Raw genomic sequence first — 15,297 nt, 5'->3', positions numbered from 1 at the left:
GTTTTCTTGAATGATGAAGCGGCTTGAAAAGCCGCGCTCTGAAGAGCCCCACCACTCGTGGGAGGGGCTGAAGGATCAGCTGATCAGGTCCGGCCAGTCTTCGGTGTGGAAGAACTCGCCTTCAGGCTTGTCGGTGCGCTCGTAGGTGTGGGCACCGAAGAAGTCGCGCTGGGCCTGAAGCAGGTTCGCTGGCAGGCGCTCAGCACGGTAGGCGTCGTAGTAGGCGAGGGAACCGCCGAAGGATGGAACCGGGATGCCGTTGGTCGCGGCGAGGGCGACGACTTCGCGCCAGTCCTGTTGACCCTTGTTCAGCACTTCGGTGAAGAAGGGTGAAAGCATCAGGTTGGTCGGAGGCGTGTCGCTCTGATAGGCCTCGGTGATGCGGTTGAGGAAGCGGGCTCGGATGATGCAGCCGCCGCGCCAGATCTTGGCGATCTCACCCAGCTTGAGGTCCCAGCCCTTGTCGGCGCCGACCTTGCTGATGAGGTCGAGGCCTTGAGCGTAGGAGACGATCTTCGACGCGTAGAGGGCGTTGCGCACCTTGGCGACGAGGTCTTCCTTGCTGAGACCAGCGAGGTCGCAAGTCCAGTTGTCGGGGCCTTCGAGGATGCCGCTGGCCACCTTGCGCTGGTCGCGCATGGAGGAAAGGATGCGGGCTTCGACGGATCCGGCGATGGTGGAGAATGGAACGGCTTGTTCGACCGAACCCATGACGGTCCAGCGTCCGGTGCCCTTCTGGCCGGCCTTGTCGACGATGAGATCGACGATGTCCTTGCCGGTTTCAGGATCCTTCTGCTTGAAGATGTTCGCGGTGATCTCGATGAGGAAACTCTCGAGGTCGCCTTCGTTCCAGTCGGCGAAGATGTCGGCGAGCTCTTCGTTCGAGAAGCCGGCGGCCTTGAAGATGTTGTAGGCTTCGCAGATGAGCTGCATGTCGCCGTATTCGATGCCGTTGTGGACCATCTTGACGAAGTGGCCTGCGCCGCCTTCGCCGATGTGCACGACGCATGGCTCGCCGTCGACCTTGGCGGAGATGCTTTCGAAGATCGGCTTCATCACTTCCCAGGTGGACTCCGGTCCGCCGGGCATGATGGATGGGCCCTTGAGGGCGCCTTCTTCACCACCGGAAACGCCGGCGCCGATGAAGCGCATGCCGGCTTCCGAGCAGTATTTGTCGCGGCGCTCGGTGTCGGTGTAGAGCGAGTTGCCACCGTCGATGATGATGTCACCCTGATCGAGGAGCGGGATGAGGGACTCGATGACCGCGTCCACGGGACCACCGGCCTTGACCATGATCATGACCTTGCGCGGGGTGGCGAGGGACTGGACGAATTCTTCCAGAGTCGAGGTGCCGACCAGCTTCTTGTCTGGGTGGGCGGCCACGAATTCCTCGGTGACCGAGGTGGTGCGGTTGTAGACGGAAACCTGGAAACCGCGGGACTCCACGTTCAGGACGAGGTTCTGGCCCATGACGGCCAGGCCAATGAGGCCGAAATCACTGTTGCTCATGTTGTATGATAAGTTTGGTGGACGCGGCGGTGTAGTGAAGCAGGCGATGAGGCGCAACCCCTTGTTGCCATGATGCCATGCATTCTACACATTCCGGGCGTGAACCTGCCGAATGCCATCACCCTTTCCCGACTCGTCCTGGCCGCCGTTTTTGTGGTGGCGATGGGTTTCCCGGGGCTTCCGGGGTATTTGGTGGCGCTGGTGAGCTTCTCGGTGGCCGCCGCCACGGACTGGCTGGACGGCTATCTGGCCCGGAAAATGGGGCTGGTGACGCCGCTGGGGAAGCTGCTGGACCCTTTGGCTGACAAGATTCTCGTCTGTGCGGCCTTTGTTTTCATGTCGGTGCTGGATTTCGCCCCGGTGTGGGTCACGGCGCTGATCATCGGCCGGGAGTTCCTGGTCACCGGGCTGCGGCAGATTGCGGTGGAAGCCGGACAGGTGCTGGCTGCCGACCGCCTGGGCAAGTGGAAGACCACGTTTCAGTTGATCTTCATTATCGCGGGGCTGGTCCAGCTCTGCTGTCTGGCTCTTGATGAAGCGGGCCCGTTCCTGCAATTCATGACCGGTCTGACGGCCCGGGATGGCCTTGTGATTCAGCCTTCGCTGTGGATCTCCTTGGCGCTGACCGTGATTTCTGGCGGCAACTACGTGTGGAGCGGGCGGCATCTGCTGGTGGGGAAGTGAAGATGTCGATCGGGCCCCTCGCGGGGGAGAGGAACTTTGGTCTCTGGGATGTCAGGAATCGCAATATCTTGTGATTTTCATGCCGTATGCTGCCGCGGTATTGGCAAATCTGGGTGGGGAGGTCATGGTTCTGCCAACGCAACCATTTTTGACCCATGAGCACTCTGATTCAGAACGTCCGTATTGTGTCGCCAGACCTCGATATCGCCGATGGCCAGATCCTGATTGAGGACGGCAGGATTTCCCAGGTTCTGGAAGCGGGTGAAAAACCGCTGGCCGACGAGGTGATCGACGGCGGTGGCCGCATCGCGATGCCGGGGTTTTTCGACATCCACTGCCATGGCGCGGATCGCTGCGATGTATGCGACGATGATCTCGACGGCATCCGCCACATCGCCAAGCGCAAGCTTCAGGAGGGGGTGACCACGTGGTTGCCCACCACGCTGACTCAGCCGAAGGAGAAACTGCAGAGCATCGTCGGGAAGGTCGCCGAATACATGGCGAACCCGGAATTCACCCGATGCCCGGGTCTGCACATCGAGGGACCCTTCATCAATGTGTCGAAGGCGGGGGCGCAGAATCCCGAGTTCGTGCGCGAACCGGACTTTTCGGAAATCGAAGCGCTGCATGCCATCGCGCCCGCGCTGATCGTTTCCCTGGCCCCGGATGTGCAGGGTGCTGTGGATTTCATCGCCGAGGCGACCAAGGCGGGCATCACGACTTCGGCCGCGCACACCGCCGCGACATGTGAGCAGGTGATGGCGGCGAAGGAGGCGGGGCTGACGCATCTGACCCACTTCGGCAATGCCATGACCCCGCTGCATCACCGTGAAATCGGCGTGGTTGGGACCGGATTGCTGGATGACGAGCTGATGATCGAGCTCATCTGCGATACGATCCACCTGTGCCCGGACATGCTGAAGCTGCTCTTCAAGCGGGTATCGATCGACCGGCTGATGATGATCACCGATTCCATGGCGGCCTCCTGGGTCGACAAGGGCGAGGTGATGCTGGGTGGACTCGAAGTGGTCGTGGAGAATGACACCGCCCGACTCAAGGAAGGTGGCGCGTTGGCAGGTTCGGCCCTGCGCTACAACCTCGGCGTGAAGCACGTTGCCGGGATCACCGAGCTGCCGCTGGATCAGCTGGTGAAAGCGACATCATGGAACCAGGCGAGGTCGCTGGGTCTCGAGGGCTTCGGCAAGATCGAGGCTGGCTTCCACGCGGACATTGTCCTGCTCAACAGCGACTTCTCCGTCCATCAGACCTTGGTGGCTGGCGAGGTGAAATAGGGCTGGATTCAGGGTGCGGCGACGACCGTCGGGAGAGCTTCCAGCTTCTCAGTGAAGAGGTGGGACTCGATGTCGAGGGCTTCGCCTTCCATGAGCATCGAATAGGCTTCGTGCTTCTTGGTCTGTGGGTGGTGGAGCCATTCGAGGCGCTGAAGCAGGGCGGCAGTGAGGCGCTTGTCGTCGATGGCCATGGCGTATGACTGGATTTCCGAAGCCAGCCAGTCCTTGGTTTCGAGTTCCTTGATGCAGTCCGGCACGAGGGCGGGGTCTCCAGCTGCCTCGAGCATCTGATAGAGGAGGTGATCGAACACCATGCCGTCCTCCCTGCTGTGCTGTTTCCGCAAGGGGCTGCTGAGGAGTTCCTGGCTGACCTTTTCATTTCCCGACGCGTAGGTGACGCAAGCCTTCCAGAACGGGGTCTTCCACGTTCCGGACAGGTGGGGTTGGACGGCCTTTGAGAACTTTTTGCGGTCTTCGCACAGGTCGGCGAGCAGGTAGGACACCGGGTAGTTGGCGAGCTTTGGGTCTGCGTCGAGTTCCTTGAGCATGTGGACGGCGAGTCGGGCGGCGTTCCGCGCCATGTTGAGGTCGTCGTTTTCCATCGCATCCATCACTTCGCCGAGCACGTCCCGTTTCTCGAAGGCGGACAGCTTCTCGAGCCACTGGGTCGGGTCATTGCTTTGGCAGGCGTCGCGGAGCATCGATTTCACCTTCGGGTCGTCCTGCCATGGGGCCCGTTGGAAGCCGACGACCCGCCCGAGGATGTTCCGATTTCGCTCGTTCGCGAGCAGTGCCTTGAGCGCGGCATCTTTGTCGACGGTCTCTGCGATGCGCTGGAACCACTCCGCCCAATGGGGGTAGCCCTTCGGTAGCATCTCGATGGCGTCTTCGGGCGAGGTTTCGGCGAGAGCGAGGAGGGCGGCCGGGTCCTGTCCGATGCTTTTCCACAGGATGGCCTCGGCCTTGGTGTCGTTCCGGGTGGTGGCGCGCTCCAGCAAGGTGTCGAGCGCCTGCTTGTGCTTGGTCCACGCCATCTCTGCGAGGGCTTCGACCTTCTCGGATTCCCCCCACGGGTTCGGCAGTGGGCGGATGAGCCAGCTATCGAGTTCGCCGGAGTCGACCCCTTCCACGTCGATGAGGAGGGTTTGCTCCTGCGCCCATCGTTCGATCCATGCGTCGTCTTTCGACTTGCTCTTGTTGGCGAGTTCTCGTGCTTCTGCGAAGTTCGTCTTGGCGCCTTGAGGGTCGTCGGCCTGTCGCCGGAGTTCACCGGCGAGGTAGGTGAAGATGCTGCGCTCGACCGCCGTGATTCCGGGATCCTTGGCGTGGGCATCGAGGGTCTTGATCGCCTCGGATCGGAAGTGGTGGTTCCACCGGCGGGTCGAGGCATCGGCCGGGTGGCGGGTGTTGTAAAAGAGGAGGAGGGCCGTGTCGCGGTCACGGGCAGGGTTGGGCTTGCGCTGGAGGTTGCAGGTTCGTGCCCAGAGGAGTGATCGAATGGATGAGGGCAGGGGAGCATCGCCCAGAAGCTCAGCCTCGGCGGGAGTAAGCTGGATGGCGAGGGGCCGGGTGGTGAGGAATCTCTTCATCGACGCCAGTTCGTCGGGGTCCTCGATTTCCCAACCGTCGGAGAAGGCGGTGTAGAGGTCCCAAGGGCAGGATTCCGGGCTGCCGAAAAGGGTGTATCGCGGAAGGTCGGAGAGGTCCCGGGCGGGCTCACCGAACTGCGAATAGCTCATTACCCGGGTGGTCTTCAACTCGCGCTCGCAGATCGGGCACTCGTGCTCACCGACTCCGACCGAAGTGGCTTGCGCAAGAGCGGCGAGCAGGAGGCTGGCTGCAAGGGCGGGGGAGGAAGGGCTCATCCCAGGGGTAACGCCGCCTCGGCGGGCATTTGTTCATGCTCGATGAGCTGGCACTTCACACTTGGCACTCCGCGGATGGCGGGCAAACTCCCGCCCACGTGAATCCGATCCCGATCGAACCCTCGTTTGAGGAATTCGCCCAGCTGACGGATCAGGGCAACATTGTCCCGGTCTACACCCAGCTTGCGGCGGATTTCGAAACGCCTCTGTCCGCCTACCTGAAGGTGCGCGACGGGCATCATTCGTTTCTTCTCGAAAGTGCCGAGAGCACCGACAAGAGCGGACGATGGTCGATTCTGGGAAGCGGCCCCAGACGGGTGATCGAGGCTCGTGGCAAGGAGATCACCATTCGGGAAGGCAGCAAGGTGACCACCGAGACGGCGGAAGACGACGTGCTTGCGGCTCTGGAGCGGCACATGGCTCCCTACCGCCCGGTGTTGCACGGAAACCTGCCTCCGTTCTGCGGCGGCCTGGTCGGCTACATGGCATACGATGCGGTGCGCCAGTTCGAACCGAGTGTGGCGGAGCCACCGAAGGATGAGCTGGGTGTGCCGGATGCGGTCTTCGTCCTCGCGGATACGCTTGTGGTCTTCGACCAACGGTTGCGCCGGGTGCTGGTCATCGCGAATGCCTTTCTCGAGGAGCACGCGACGCCGGACGAAGCCTACGCTGCTGCCCAAGGCAGAATCGCGGCGACGGTGGAAATGCTCAACCGGCCCCTGCACGTGCCGGCCTTGAATGGTCTCGCCGAGGTGGATGCCTGCGAAGCGAAGAGCAACACGACGCAGGAGGAATATGAGAACATGGTGCGGCAGGGGAAGGAATACATCGCTGCCGGCGATGTGTTCCAGTTCGTCCCGAGCCAGCGCTTCGAGACACCATTCGGGCGCTCGCCGGTCGACCTTTATCGGGCGCTGCGCCATGTGAATCCCTCACCCTACATGTTTGTCCTCGAACTCGAGGGCTTTTCCTTGGTCGGCAGTTCGCCGGAGGTGCATGTGCGCTCCGTCGAGGGACGGATCGACATCCGCCCGATCGCGGGCACCCGATGGAGGGGGAAGACGACCGCCGAAGATGATGCTCTGGCGGCCGAACTGCTCGCCGACCCCAAGGAGCGAGCCGAGCACCTGATGTTGGTCGATCTGGCGCGGAATGACGTCGGGCGCATCGCCAAGCACGGCAGCGTGAAGGTCGATGACTTCATGATCGTCGAGCGCTACAGCCACGTGATGCACATCGTGTCGAATGTGACCGGCACGCTGGATGACGAGCACAGCGCCTACGATGTGCTGCGTGCGACCTTCCCCGCCGGGACGGTCTCCGGAGCGCCGAAGATCCGTGCCATGCAGATCATCAACGAACTCGAGAAGAGCAAGCGGTGTGCGTACGCCGGCGCCGTCGGTTACTTCGGGTTCGATGGGTCGCACGATTCGTGCATCACCCTGCGGACCTGCCTTCTGAAGGATGGAATGGCCTACGTGCAGGCGGGTGCCGGCGTGGTCGCCGACTCGCAGCCGACCTACGAGTACAACGAAACCGTCAACAAGGCGAAGGGAATGCTGCGTGCGATCGCCCTCGCCAAAACCCTGGAGGATTGAGCCATGCTACTGATCATCGATAACTACGATTCCTTCACCTACAACCTGGTTCAGTACTTCGGAGAGCTGGGTGCGGAGATGAAGGTGATCCGCAATGATGCGCTCACCGTGGATGAAGTGAAGGCCCTCAAGCCATCGCGCATCTGTGTGTCTCCCGGTCCCTGCACGCCGAACGAAGCGGGCATCTCGTGCGATGTCATCCGTGAACTCGGCTCAACGACGCCCATTCTAGGAGTATGTCTCGGCCACCAGTCGATCGGGCAGGTTTACGGGGGCGACGTGGTCCGCGCCGACCGCCTGATGCACGGCAAGACCTCGCCCATTCTGCATGAGGGCGCGAGTGTGTTCAAGGGACTGCCGAATCCCTTGGAGGCGACCCGTTACCACTCCCTGATCGTGAAGCGGGAGACGCTCCCTGATTGTCTGGAGATCACCTCATGGACGGAGGAAGGCGAGATCATGGGGCTGTGTCACAAGGAGCACCCAGTCCACGGGGTGCAGTTCCACCCCGAGTCCATCCTCACGGAGAAGGGGAAGATGCTGCTGGAGAACTTTCTGCAGTTCTGATCGGAGTCGGTTGGCTAGCCGTTACTCCTCAGCTCACTCTTCCACGGTTACGTTGAGGTCCTCGCCGACGGTTTCGATGGCTTCGATGAGTGCGCCGGGGGCGAGGTCATCGGGGAGTGAGACGATGCCTTTGGCGTGGAAGATGGGGTGACCGGCCATGGGCGCGCTTTCGAGAGCCGTTTGAAGGTCTTCGAGGTTCGCTCCGGCGCCTGCGATGGCTGCGGAGAGGGCCTTGACGATGCCGGGGCGGTCGTTGCCGACCACGTCGAGGTTCAGATGTTCCCGTGAGGTGTCGCCATCAGGACCTTCGATGGTGGCGTGAATGGACATCCCCTCAAGTCCTTCGAGGGCGGCGATCAGCGCGGCGGCCTTTTCTTCAACGATCTCGACCTTGAGGATGCCGGCGAACTGGCCGGCCAATCGGGCCATGCGGCTCTCCAGCCAGTTTCCACCGCAGTCGGCGACAGTTTGGGAAAGGGTCTGGACGATCCCCGTGCGATCCGGGGCGAGGACGGTCATGACAACGCAGGCATTCATCCGCCCCATGAAGCACGTTCGTGAGGCCGAGGTCATGTCTTTTCTGGCAGGATGGACGGGATTGGTGGGGATCGGTGGGAATCCTGCAGGGTGGGGGATGTGATTCCGTACTTGATCCGTGATTCGGATGGAGGACGCTTCGGGCGTGGGGCCGAAGCTTGAATCGCTGACCTTCGATGAACTCGCCGAGCGTTTGCAGGCGGACGGTGTGAGCCGTGCGCACACGCAGCCGCTGTATCGCTGGTTGCAAACCGGCGAGCGCGGGAAATTCGAACCCCCACTGGAGCGCTGGATCGACGCCCGTGCGGGAGATGAATTCACCCAAGCCGAGCAGGTGGCCGAGACGCCCAGTGGAGACGGTTGGACGCGCAAGTTCCTGCTTCGTCTTGGCGACGGGGCGGAGGTGGAATCGGTGCTGATGGGATATCCGGGCCGTTTCACCGCCTGCCTCAGCACCCAGGTCGGCTGTGCCATGGGCTGCGTGTTCTGTGCGACGGGTCAGATGGGTTTCCGTCGCCACCTGAAGGCCGCGGAGATCATTGCGCAGGCTCGCCACGTGGCGGCCGAGCTGCAGAAGCACCACGGCGAAAAACTCCGCAATCTGGTGATGATGGGCATGGGTGAGCCGCTGCACAATTTCGATGAGACGATGCTCGCGCTCGAGCACCTGACGGAAACCCGTGGCATGGGAATCGGGGCATCGAGGGTGAGTATCAGTACGGTAGGTCACGTAGATGGCATCCGCCGACTCGCCGGGCATCCGAAACGTTACACGCTGGCGGTGAGCCTGCATGGTGCGACGGACGAGGAGCGTAGCAAGTTGATCCCGATCAATCGCCGCTGGCCACTGGCCGAACTGATGAAGGCGTGCCGGGATTACAGCGAGATCAAGGGGCAGCGCGTGCTGGTGGCATGGACCCTGATCGGTGGGGTCAATGACAGTGACGCGCACGCCAAGCGCTTGGCTGCCTTGTTAGAAGGCATGCATGTGCAGGTGAACCTGATCCCGCTGAACGCGACTGAAGGTTTCGACGGCCAGGCGCCGGAGGATGATCGGGTGGATGCTTTCCAGCGGATCCTGCAGGACAGCGGGCTGCCGGTGACGGTCAGGCAGAAGCGTGGGCTCGACGTGGCCGCCGGGTGCGGTCAGTTGAGCACCGAGCGCTTCTCGGCATGAACATCCGTCCGGACTCTTGGGTGGGGCGCTGCTGCCCCCCGTGGATCCTCGTGGCGGGCGATCAGACTTTCTCAGGGAGGGTGTAGCCCTTCCGGTGCGCGGGAACGGCGAACTCGGAGTTGGCCAGATCACCGATGACCTTGCGGGTGGCGGGGTCGACTGAGACTTCTGTGCCCGCCATGTAGGGGACCTTGTTGGTGTCGATGCCCCAGGCCTTGAGCTGGGATTCCTGGCGGTCGAGCACTTCGAGGAGTGCCGGAGAGTCCGCCAGCATGCCGTTGCGCAACTCGGTGGAGGTGGCGGGCTTGCCGGAGCGGTAGGAGATGTTCGACAGGTGGGAAAGGGCGGCAGTGTCCGTCGAGCGGCTCAGCTTGCCGCGAAGGGTGTCTGCCTTCCGCGAGCGGATGGCGTCGACGAAGTTCTGCGCGTGGCCGCCGCCTGCATCACCGGGGAATTTGTGCAGGCGTTCCTTTCCATCGGGACCGACGATGTAGCCGCCTCCCCGGCCGCCGCGGAACTCGCCACCTTCGCAGGTGACGATGATGCCGACGCGGGTGCCCTTGAAGGCGGGGGATGCGTTGGTGCCGGGTTTGATCTTCATGTCATTGACCTCGAAGATGGCCGGGACCCCGCCGAGTTCGAACCAGGATACCTGCATGTTCGGGGTCTGGCCGCCGTCGTCCCAACCGAAGCGCTGGCCGAAGCTCTGGACCTTGCTTGGCATGGCGGGATCGCCGAGGGCCCAGGCCATGATGTCGAATTCGTGGGGGGCCTGATTGCCGACGTCGCCATTGCCGGTATTCCAGATCCAGTGCCAGTCGTAGTGGAATTGCTTGCGCAGGATGGGCAGGTCCTGGGCGGGGCCGAGCCAGAGGTCGTAGTCGCAGGTGGTCGGCGGTTTGAGCGGTGGGTTCTTGGCCCGTCCGATGGAGTCGCGGTTGCGGTAGCAGAGTCCACGAATCGCCGTGATCTTGCCAATCTCGCCGCTCTGGATGAAATCGAAGGCCTTGATCAGCCCGGTGTCCGAGCGGTTCTGGGTCCCGGCCTGAACGATGCGGTCGTATTTTTCCGCGGCCTCCACCATCTTGGAGGCTTCGTTCATCTTGTGGGTGACGGGTTTCTCAACGTAGACGTCTTTCCCGGCCTGGCAGGCGTGGATGGTGTGAAGGGCGTGCCAGTGGTTCGGGCTGGCGACGATGACGGCATCGATGTCCTTGCTCTCGAGCAGCTTGCGGTAGTCTTGGAATTGTTCCGGGACGGAGCCACCCTTGAGAACCTTGGCCGCCTTGCCCATCTGGGCGGTGTCGGGGTCGGAAAGGGCCACGACCCGGACATTCTTGAGTCCGTGGAACTGCTTCATCAGGGAGGTGCCGCGACCTCCGCAACCGATGACTCCGAGTCGGACCTGCTCGTTTGCGCCGACGGCGCCGAGGGATGGGAAGGTGCTGAGGGCGGTGGCACCGAGGGTCTGGATGAAACGGCGACGTCCAAACGGAGAAATCAATTCCTTCATAGAACGATTCTTACGCCGGAGTGCTTCCGAGTGTTTCAGTCGGATTGCGGAATGCCCGTGGTGCTCTTCCCGGCCGTGAAAGCCGCGGGGGTTTACTCCTCCTCGAACTTGCGCTCGATGAGGTCGGCAAGCGCCGCCATCGCGTTGTCGGCATCGTCTCCCTCGGTGATCACGGTGATCGAGGAGCCATGGCCTGCGGCGAGCATCATCAGTCCCATGATGCTTTTGCCATCAACCTCTTCGCCATCCTTCTCCACCCGGATTTCGGAGGTGAACTTACTCGCCGTTTTGACGAACTGAGCGGCGGGCCGGGCGTGAATGCCAAGCTTGTTCTGGATCTGAAATTCGCGTTGAGCCATCTCGATGAATCGGCCTGAAGCCGGGCGGAGTCTAGGGAGCCTTCGGGCGACGTCCAAGGGATTTTTCGAGGTCGGTTTGGAGCGCGAAATCGGCCGGGTCGGGAAGCCCTGAAAGTCGCGTATCTGCCGGGAATTCGAGGGTTCTCAGAGCCCTTTGGGATTGATCGGGGTGCCGCGGTCACGGCTGTTTTCGGCCATGTGCTGGAGCAAACGGTCGTTGAATTCGTCGGCCATGTTGTAGCCGAGGCGCCGGAGTTGCTGGTCGAGAGCGGCGATGGTGACCATGCGTGCGGTGTCACGACCGGCGGCCACGGGGATTTCGACCATGGGGACCTTCTGGCCGAGGACTTGGTGGGTCTTGGGTTTGATTCCAACCCGGTCGACGTCATTGAGATTGGCGTGGGGGGTGAGGGTCACGACGAGGTCGAGTCGCTTTTCGGGGCGGATGGAAGTCAGACCGTAGAGGTTGGCGACGTTGACGATGCCGATGCCGCGGATCTCGATGTAGCCACGGGAGAGTTCCGGGGCGCTGGCACGGAGTTCGTCGCCGACCCAGGTGATGCGGACCATGTCATCGGCGACGAGGGCGCTGCCGCGTTCCAGCAGGCCGATGGCGGTTTCACTTTTTCCGCTTCCGCTCTTTCCCATGATGAGGACACCGATGCCGCGGACGTCGAGCATGCAGCCATGGAGCGTGGTCGTCGGTGCGAATTCCTGCTCGAGCTTGAGCGTGGCGGCGTTGAGGAACTTCATCGTCACCAGCTTGGTATTGAAGACGGGAATCCGGTGGTTGGCGGCGATGGAGAGCAGGTCGTCGCTCAGGGTGGCGCCTCGCGAGACGACGATGGCGGGAATATCCCGCTCGCACATGCGGCCGAAGCGTTCGCCGCGCATCTCGGGATTGAGTTTCTTCAGGTAAGACATCTCGGAGTTGCCGAGGACTTGGATGCGCTTCTTGGCGAAGTAGGAAAAGAATCCGGACAGGGCGAGTCCGGGGCGGTTGGGGGCGGGCTCGTTGATGGTGCGGTCGAATCCATGCGCGTCGCTCAACAGGGACATGGACAGCGCTTTGGCGTGCCGTTCGAAGAATTCGCCAATCGGCAAGGATGCCAGCTGTTTCACTCTGGGTGCCATGAAGGGGAGTGTAAAAGCGGGTGGGCCGGTGGCGATGGAAAACCGCCCCGGCCCGCAGGTTTGGGTTCCTCAGGGAAACCGGAAGTCTTCAGAAGTGGCCCGACAAGCCGAGGGCAACCAGATGGGTGCTTCCTTCGGCGGTGCCGGTGAAGTTTCCTGCAGCGGTGGTTTCGTTGATCCGCACCGAGTCGGTGAACAAGTGGGTGTAGGCAAGGTCGATGGCCCAGCATGCATTGAACTGGTAGCTCATGCCGACACTCACCCACAGGCGGTCGGAGTCGGGAATCCGCAGAGTGAGGAACTGGGGTTCGACGGGTGATTGGTCGTAGGCCACACCGGCTCTCAGGGTGACGCGGTCGGTGGCTTGCCAGGTGGTGCCGAGGGCGAACCGGTAGACATCCTTCCAGTTCTCGATGGTGGCGGGTGGCTGCACGGGTGCGCCGAAGACGATGGGTTGGAGTTGCTGGAAATCGCTCCAGCCGGTCCACACCACGTCGCCATGGATCGCCCAACGGTCGTTGATTTCGTGGTAGGCGCTGAACTCGAGGGAATCGGGAAGGGTGACATCAACGATCCCGGGGCCATTCCAGATTGCGGCAGCGCCTGAGACGACTCGTCCTTCCAGGGTGAGATCGACTTCGGAGCGGTAGTGTAGCCCGAACCGGGTGGAGTCGCTCCATTCAAACATCAGGCCGAGGTTGTAACCGAAGCCCCAGTCATCGCCGGCGAGGTCGAGGATCGGGATGGAGTTGGGGAAGGTCGAGTTGAGTTTCCCTTCGCCGTAGAGTGCGTTGAATCCCACGCCGATCGACCATTGCGAGTTGAAGCGGTAGGCGATGGACGGATTGAAATTGACGGTCTTGAGCTCGCTCTTGTCGGCGAGCGACCGCGCCGCGAAATTCAGCGGGTAATTCGTCGCGAGACCGAAGGTGGTGTAGGAGCCGAAGCCGACGCTGACCTTGTCGTTGAGCTTCTGGGTGAGATACAGGTAGGGCACGACGGCGTCGTCAGCCACGCCCCGGGCCGAGGTCGGGATGCCGCCTGGAGCTCCGGTTGGTGTGAAGACGCCGTCCACATCGACATCGGGGAAGATCCCGCTCAAACCGACGGAGATGGCCGTATCTCCGGGGACCAGCAGCATGCCTGCCGGATTGGAGGCGAGGACGGAGGCGTCGTCGGCGATAGCGGCTTCACCGGAGAAGGCGCGCCCGAGGCCGCGGGTGGAACGTTCCTGGAGCTGGAAGCCGGCTCCTTGGGCGAGGGATGACAGGGCGAGGGCGGTGAAAACCGCGGTCGTGGTGGGTTTCATGCGGGAGAGATGCGGACGCGAGGGGTCGGGTGAATCTGGGGTTTGTCGATAAGAACCTTTTTTTCCCGATGCGCAAGGAAGAAGCAGGTCGGGCTGGGGCTCTTGGAAGGGCGGCGAAGGGTTGACAGCCCGGTGTTCCCGACCGAAACAGCGCGGCATGACGAAGGCATCTTGGAGCGATCCGGTGGGTCGAGTGAGGATTGTGGGCAAGATCGAAGGGATCTCCTTCCTGCTGCTGCTCGGCATCGCGATGCCCCTGAAGTATGGGATGGGCATTGATATGGCGGTGAAGATCGTGGGTTGGGCGCACGGTGCCCTCTTCATTTTGCTGGGTCTTCTGGTGCTTCTCGCGCTGCTCGAAAAGGTCCTGCCCTTCAAGCATGCGGTCCTGATGATGGTGGCCTCTCTGCTGCCATTCGGGCCTTTTGTGATCGATCGCCGGCTGGCGGAGGATGAGGCGAAGGATGGGGCGGGCGGTTGACACAAGCCCTTGGGCGTGGATGCTCCCTCGTTCCATGAAAGTCCGGACCCTGACACCCCTGATGACTGCTGCGGCGATTGTTGCAGTACCCGCCCTAGTGCGTTCCGAGGAGACTCCGGACGCCCCAGCTCCCGCCGCGGCAGAAAATGCGGCCGCCGAAGAACCAGAAAAGATCATGCCTGAAGTACCAGCCGACGTAGCCGCCGCTCCCGCCGATGCAGAAAAGACCGAAAGTGGTCTCGCCTCGAAAGTCCTCCAAGCCGGAACCGGCAAAACCAAGCCGACGGCCTCCGACACGGTGACCGTCCACTACTCGGGTTGGACGACCGATGGAAAGATGTTCGACAGCTCGGTGGAGCGTGGCGAGCCGACCAGCTTCCCGCTGGGGCAGGTGATCGCAGGCTGGACTGAAGGTCTCCAGCTCATGGTCGAAGGCGAGAAGCGCCGCTTCTGGATTCCTGAAGACCTCGCCTACGGCCCAGTCGTTCCCGGCAGTGGTCGTCCGGGTGGCATGCTGGTCTTCGACGTCGAACTGATCGGCATCAAGGCAGCTCCCAAGCCACCCGAGGACACCGAGAAAACCGAAGGCGGCATAGCTTACAAGATCCTCAAGGAAGGCGAAGGGGAGTCTCCCGGCGACAAACAGGTCGTCACCTTCCACTTCACCGGCAAGACCATGGAAGGTCAGACGGTGCAGGACAGCCGCGCGCAGGGCGATGCTCCAAGCGTGCCGCTCGACAAACTTCCACCGGAACTCGGTGGTCTGTTCAAGGAGATGAAGGTCGGCGAGCAGCGCAAGTGCTGGCTTCCCGAGCCCCGGGTTCCCGGTGGTTTCATCGTGGCCGACCTCGAGTTGATTTCCTTCAAGGATGCGCCACCAGCTCCTCCGGTCCCCGAAGACGTGGCTGCAGTTCCTGAGGGTGCCGAGAAGACCGCCAGCGGTCTCGCCCACAAGGTGCTTTCCGAAGGTAAGGGTGACGAGAAGCCCAAGGCCACGGACACCGTGAAGGTGCACTACTCCGGTTGGACTCCTGATGGCGAGATGTTCGACAGCTCCGTGACCCGCGGTGAGCCGACCCAGTTCCCACTCAATGGCGTGATCAAGGGGTGGACCGAAGGCCTGCAGTTGATGGTGGTCGGTGAGAAGCGTCGCTTCTGGATCCCTGCCGATCTCGCTTACGGTGAGAACCCGGGTGGTGGTCGTCCAGGTGGCATGCTCGTCTTCGATGTCGAGTTGCTCGAGATCGTGCGCTGATCGCTCCAACCCACTGA

At 62.2% G+C, this 15,297-nt stretch carries 14 protein-coding genes; 7 read left to right on the top strand and 7 right to left on the bottom strand.

What is annotated here, in order from left to right; translation table 11 throughout:
• Positions 1 to 75: 75 nt before the first annotated feature.
• Positions 76 to 1,509 carry a decarboxylating NADP(+)-dependent phosphogluconate dehydrogenase gene (gene gnd, locus JIN81_RS17805; RefSeq protein WP_200283154.1) on the bottom strand — a complete coding sequence of 478 codons (1,434 nt, stop codon included), beginning with the start codon at positions 1,507 to 1,509 and terminating at the stop codon, positions 76 to 78.
• A gap of 99 nt (positions 1,510 to 1,608) precedes the next feature.
• On the opposite strand from gnd, the gene pgsA reads away from it, so the two are divergent.
• Positions 1,609 to 2,193 carry a CDP-diacylglycerol--glycerol-3-phosphate 3-phosphatidyltransferase gene (pgsA, locus tag JIN81_RS17800; protein WP_325100908.1) on the top strand — a complete coding sequence of 195 codons (585 nt, stop codon included), beginning with the start codon at positions 1,609 to 1,611 and terminating at the stop codon, positions 2,191 to 2,193.
• 155 nt (positions 2,194 to 2,348) lie between these two features.
• The gene (gene nagA, locus JIN81_RS17795; RefSeq protein WP_200283148.1) at positions 2,349 to 3,485 is read left to right on the top strand and encodes an N-acetylglucosamine-6-phosphate deacetylase; all 1,137 of its coding nucleotides are present in this window, start codon (positions 2,349 to 2,351) and stop codon (positions 3,483 to 3,485) included.
• A gap of 8 nt (positions 3,486 to 3,493) precedes the next feature.
• Here the strand turns inward: nagA and JIN81_RS17790 are convergent, their stop codons facing one another.
• Complete coding sequence (locus tag JIN81_RS17790; RefSeq protein ID WP_200283146.1) at positions 3,494 to 5,350, bottom strand: hypothetical protein; 1,857 nt, start codon at positions 5,348 to 5,350, stop codon at positions 3,494 to 3,496.
• A gap of 35 nt (positions 5,351 to 5,385) precedes the next feature.
• On the opposite strand from JIN81_RS17790, the gene trpE reads away from it, so the two are divergent.
• Both trpE and JIN81_RS17780 read left to right on the top strand, forming a co-directional pair.
• Positions 5,386 to 6,948 (top strand): anthranilate synthase component I, encoded by a 1,563-nt coding sequence (trpE, locus tag JIN81_RS17785; protein WP_200283144.1) that lies wholly within the window; start codon positions 5,386 to 5,388, stop codon positions 6,946 to 6,948.
• 3 nt (positions 6,949 to 6,951) lie between these two features.
• A complete protein-coding gene (locus JIN81_RS17780) occupies positions 6,952 to 7,515 on the top strand; it encodes an anthranilate synthase component II (protein WP_200283142.1) in 564 nt (187 codons plus the stop codon).
• Positions 7,516 to 7,548: 33 nt separating this feature from the next.
• On the opposite strand, the gene JIN81_RS17775 is transcribed toward JIN81_RS17780, so the two are convergent.
• Positions 7,549 to 8,052 (bottom strand): glycine cleavage system transcriptional repressor, encoded by a 504-nt coding sequence (locus tag JIN81_RS17775; RefSeq protein ID WP_234045348.1) that lies wholly within the window; start codon positions 8,050 to 8,052, stop codon positions 7,549 to 7,551.
• 127 nt (positions 8,053 to 8,179) lie between these two features.
• Here JIN81_RS17775 and rlmN point away from each other — a divergent pair, with 127 nt between their 5' ends.
• Complete coding sequence (rlmN, locus tag JIN81_RS17770; protein ID WP_200283138.1) at positions 8,180 to 9,229, top strand: dual-specificity RNA methyltransferase RlmN; 1,050 nt, start codon at positions 8,180 to 8,182, stop codon at positions 9,227 to 9,229.
• A gap of 61 nt (positions 9,230 to 9,290) precedes the next feature.
• Here rlmN and JIN81_RS17765 read toward each other — a convergent pair whose 3' ends face one another.
• The 4 genes from JIN81_RS17765 to JIN81_RS17750 all read right to left on the bottom strand — a co-directional run bounded on the left by JIN81_RS17765 (position 9,291) and on the right by JIN81_RS17750 (position 13,544).
• The gene (locus JIN81_RS17765; RefSeq protein WP_200283136.1) at positions 9,291 to 10,742 is read right to left on the bottom strand and encodes a Gfo/Idh/MocA family protein; all 1,452 of its coding nucleotides are present in this window, start codon (positions 10,740 to 10,742) and stop codon (positions 9,291 to 9,293) included.
• Positions 10,743 to 10,834: 92 nt separating this feature from the next.
• Complete coding sequence (locus JIN81_RS17760; RefSeq protein ID WP_200283134.1) at positions 10,835 to 11,101, bottom strand: HPr family phosphocarrier protein; 267 nt, start codon at positions 11,099 to 11,101, stop codon at positions 10,835 to 10,837.
• A 144-nt stretch (positions 11,102 to 11,245) separates the two neighbouring features.
• The gene (gene hprK, locus JIN81_RS17755; RefSeq protein WP_200283132.1) at positions 11,246 to 12,235 is read right to left on the bottom strand and encodes an HPr(Ser) kinase/phosphatase; all 990 of its coding nucleotides are present in this window, start codon (positions 12,233 to 12,235) and stop codon (positions 11,246 to 11,248) included.
• Between the two features lie 88 nt (positions 12,236 to 12,323).
• Positions 12,324 to 13,544 (bottom strand): OmpP1/FadL family transporter, encoded by a 1,221-nt coding sequence (locus JIN81_RS17750; protein ID WP_200283129.1) that lies wholly within the window; start codon positions 13,542 to 13,544, stop codon positions 12,324 to 12,326.
• Between the two features lie 157 nt (positions 13,545 to 13,701).
• Between JIN81_RS17750 and JIN81_RS17745 the strand changes: the two genes are divergently transcribed.
• Positions 13,702 to 14,025: a DUF3817 domain-containing protein gene (locus tag JIN81_RS17745; RefSeq protein ID WP_200283127.1), complete on the top strand. Its 324-nt coding sequence runs from the start codon at positions 13,702 to 13,704 to the stop codon at positions 14,023 to 14,025.
• Positions 14,026 to 14,200: 175 nt separating this feature from the next.
• Positions 14,201 to 15,280, top strand: a complete 1,080-nt coding sequence (locus JIN81_RS17740; protein ID WP_200283125.1) for an FKBP-type peptidyl-prolyl cis-trans isomerase — start codon at positions 14,201 to 14,203, stop codon at positions 15,278 to 15,280.
• Positions 15,281 to 15,297: the final 17 nt, after the last annotated feature.

The organism is Haloferula rosea, from assembly GCF_016595525.1.
Lineage (GTDB): Bacteria > Verrucomicrobiota > Verrucomicrobiia > Verrucomicrobiales > Akkermansiaceae > Haloferula > Haloferula rosea.
This window is presented reverse-complemented; position numbering and strand designations above follow the sequence as displayed.

What these genes read in the sequence shown, in the direction of transcription:
- gnd (WP_200283154.1), bottom strand. Translation starts at nt 1,509, where the DNA reads ATGAGCAACAGTGATTTCGGCCTCATTGGCCTGGCCGTCATGGGCCAG.
- nagA (WP_200283148.1), top strand. Translation starts at nt 2,349, where the DNA reads ATGAGCACTCTGATTCAGAACGTCCGTATTGTGTCGCCAGACCTCGAT.
- JIN81_RS17790 (WP_200283146.1), bottom strand. Translation starts at nt 5,350, where the DNA reads ATGAGCCCTTCCTCCCCCGCCCTTGCAGCCAGCCTCCTGCTCGCCGCT.
- trpE (WP_200283144.1), top strand. Translation starts at nt 5,386, where the DNA reads ATGCTCGATGAGCTGGCACTTCACACTTGGCACTCCGCGGATGGCGGG.
- JIN81_RS17780 (WP_200283142.1), top strand. Translation starts at nt 6,952, where the DNA reads ATGCTACTGATCATCGATAACTACGATTCCTTCACCTACAACCTGGTT.
- JIN81_RS17775 (WP_234045348.1), bottom strand. Translation starts at nt 8,052, where the DNA reads ATGAATGCCTGCGTTGTCATGACCGTCCTCGCCCCGGATCGCACGGGG.
- rlmN (WP_200283138.1), top strand. Translation starts at nt 8,180, where the DNA reads ATGGAGGACGCTTCGGGCGTGGGGCCGAAGCTTGAATCGCTGACCTTC.
- JIN81_RS17765 (WP_200283136.1), bottom strand. Translation starts at nt 10,742, where the DNA reads ATGAAGGAATTGATTTCTCCGTTTGGACGTCGCCGTTTCATCCAGACC.
- JIN81_RS17760 (WP_200283134.1), bottom strand. Translation starts at nt 11,101, where the DNA reads ATGGCTCAACGCGAATTTCAGATCCAGAACAAGCTTGGCATTCACGCC.
- hprK (WP_200283132.1), bottom strand. Translation starts at nt 12,235, where the DNA reads ATGGCACCCAGAGTGAAACAGCTGGCATCCTTGCCGATTGGCGAATTC.
- JIN81_RS17750 (WP_200283129.1), bottom strand. Translation starts at nt 13,544, where the DNA reads ATGAAACCCACCACGACCGCGGTTTTCACCGCCCTCGCCCTGTCATCC.
- JIN81_RS17745 (WP_200283127.1), top strand. Translation starts at nt 13,702, where the DNA reads ATGACGAAGGCATCTTGGAGCGATCCGGTGGGTCGAGTGAGGATTGTG.
- JIN81_RS17740 (WP_200283125.1), top strand. Translation starts at nt 14,201, where the DNA reads ATGCCTGAAGTACCAGCCGACGTAGCCGCCGCTCCCGCCGATGCAGAA.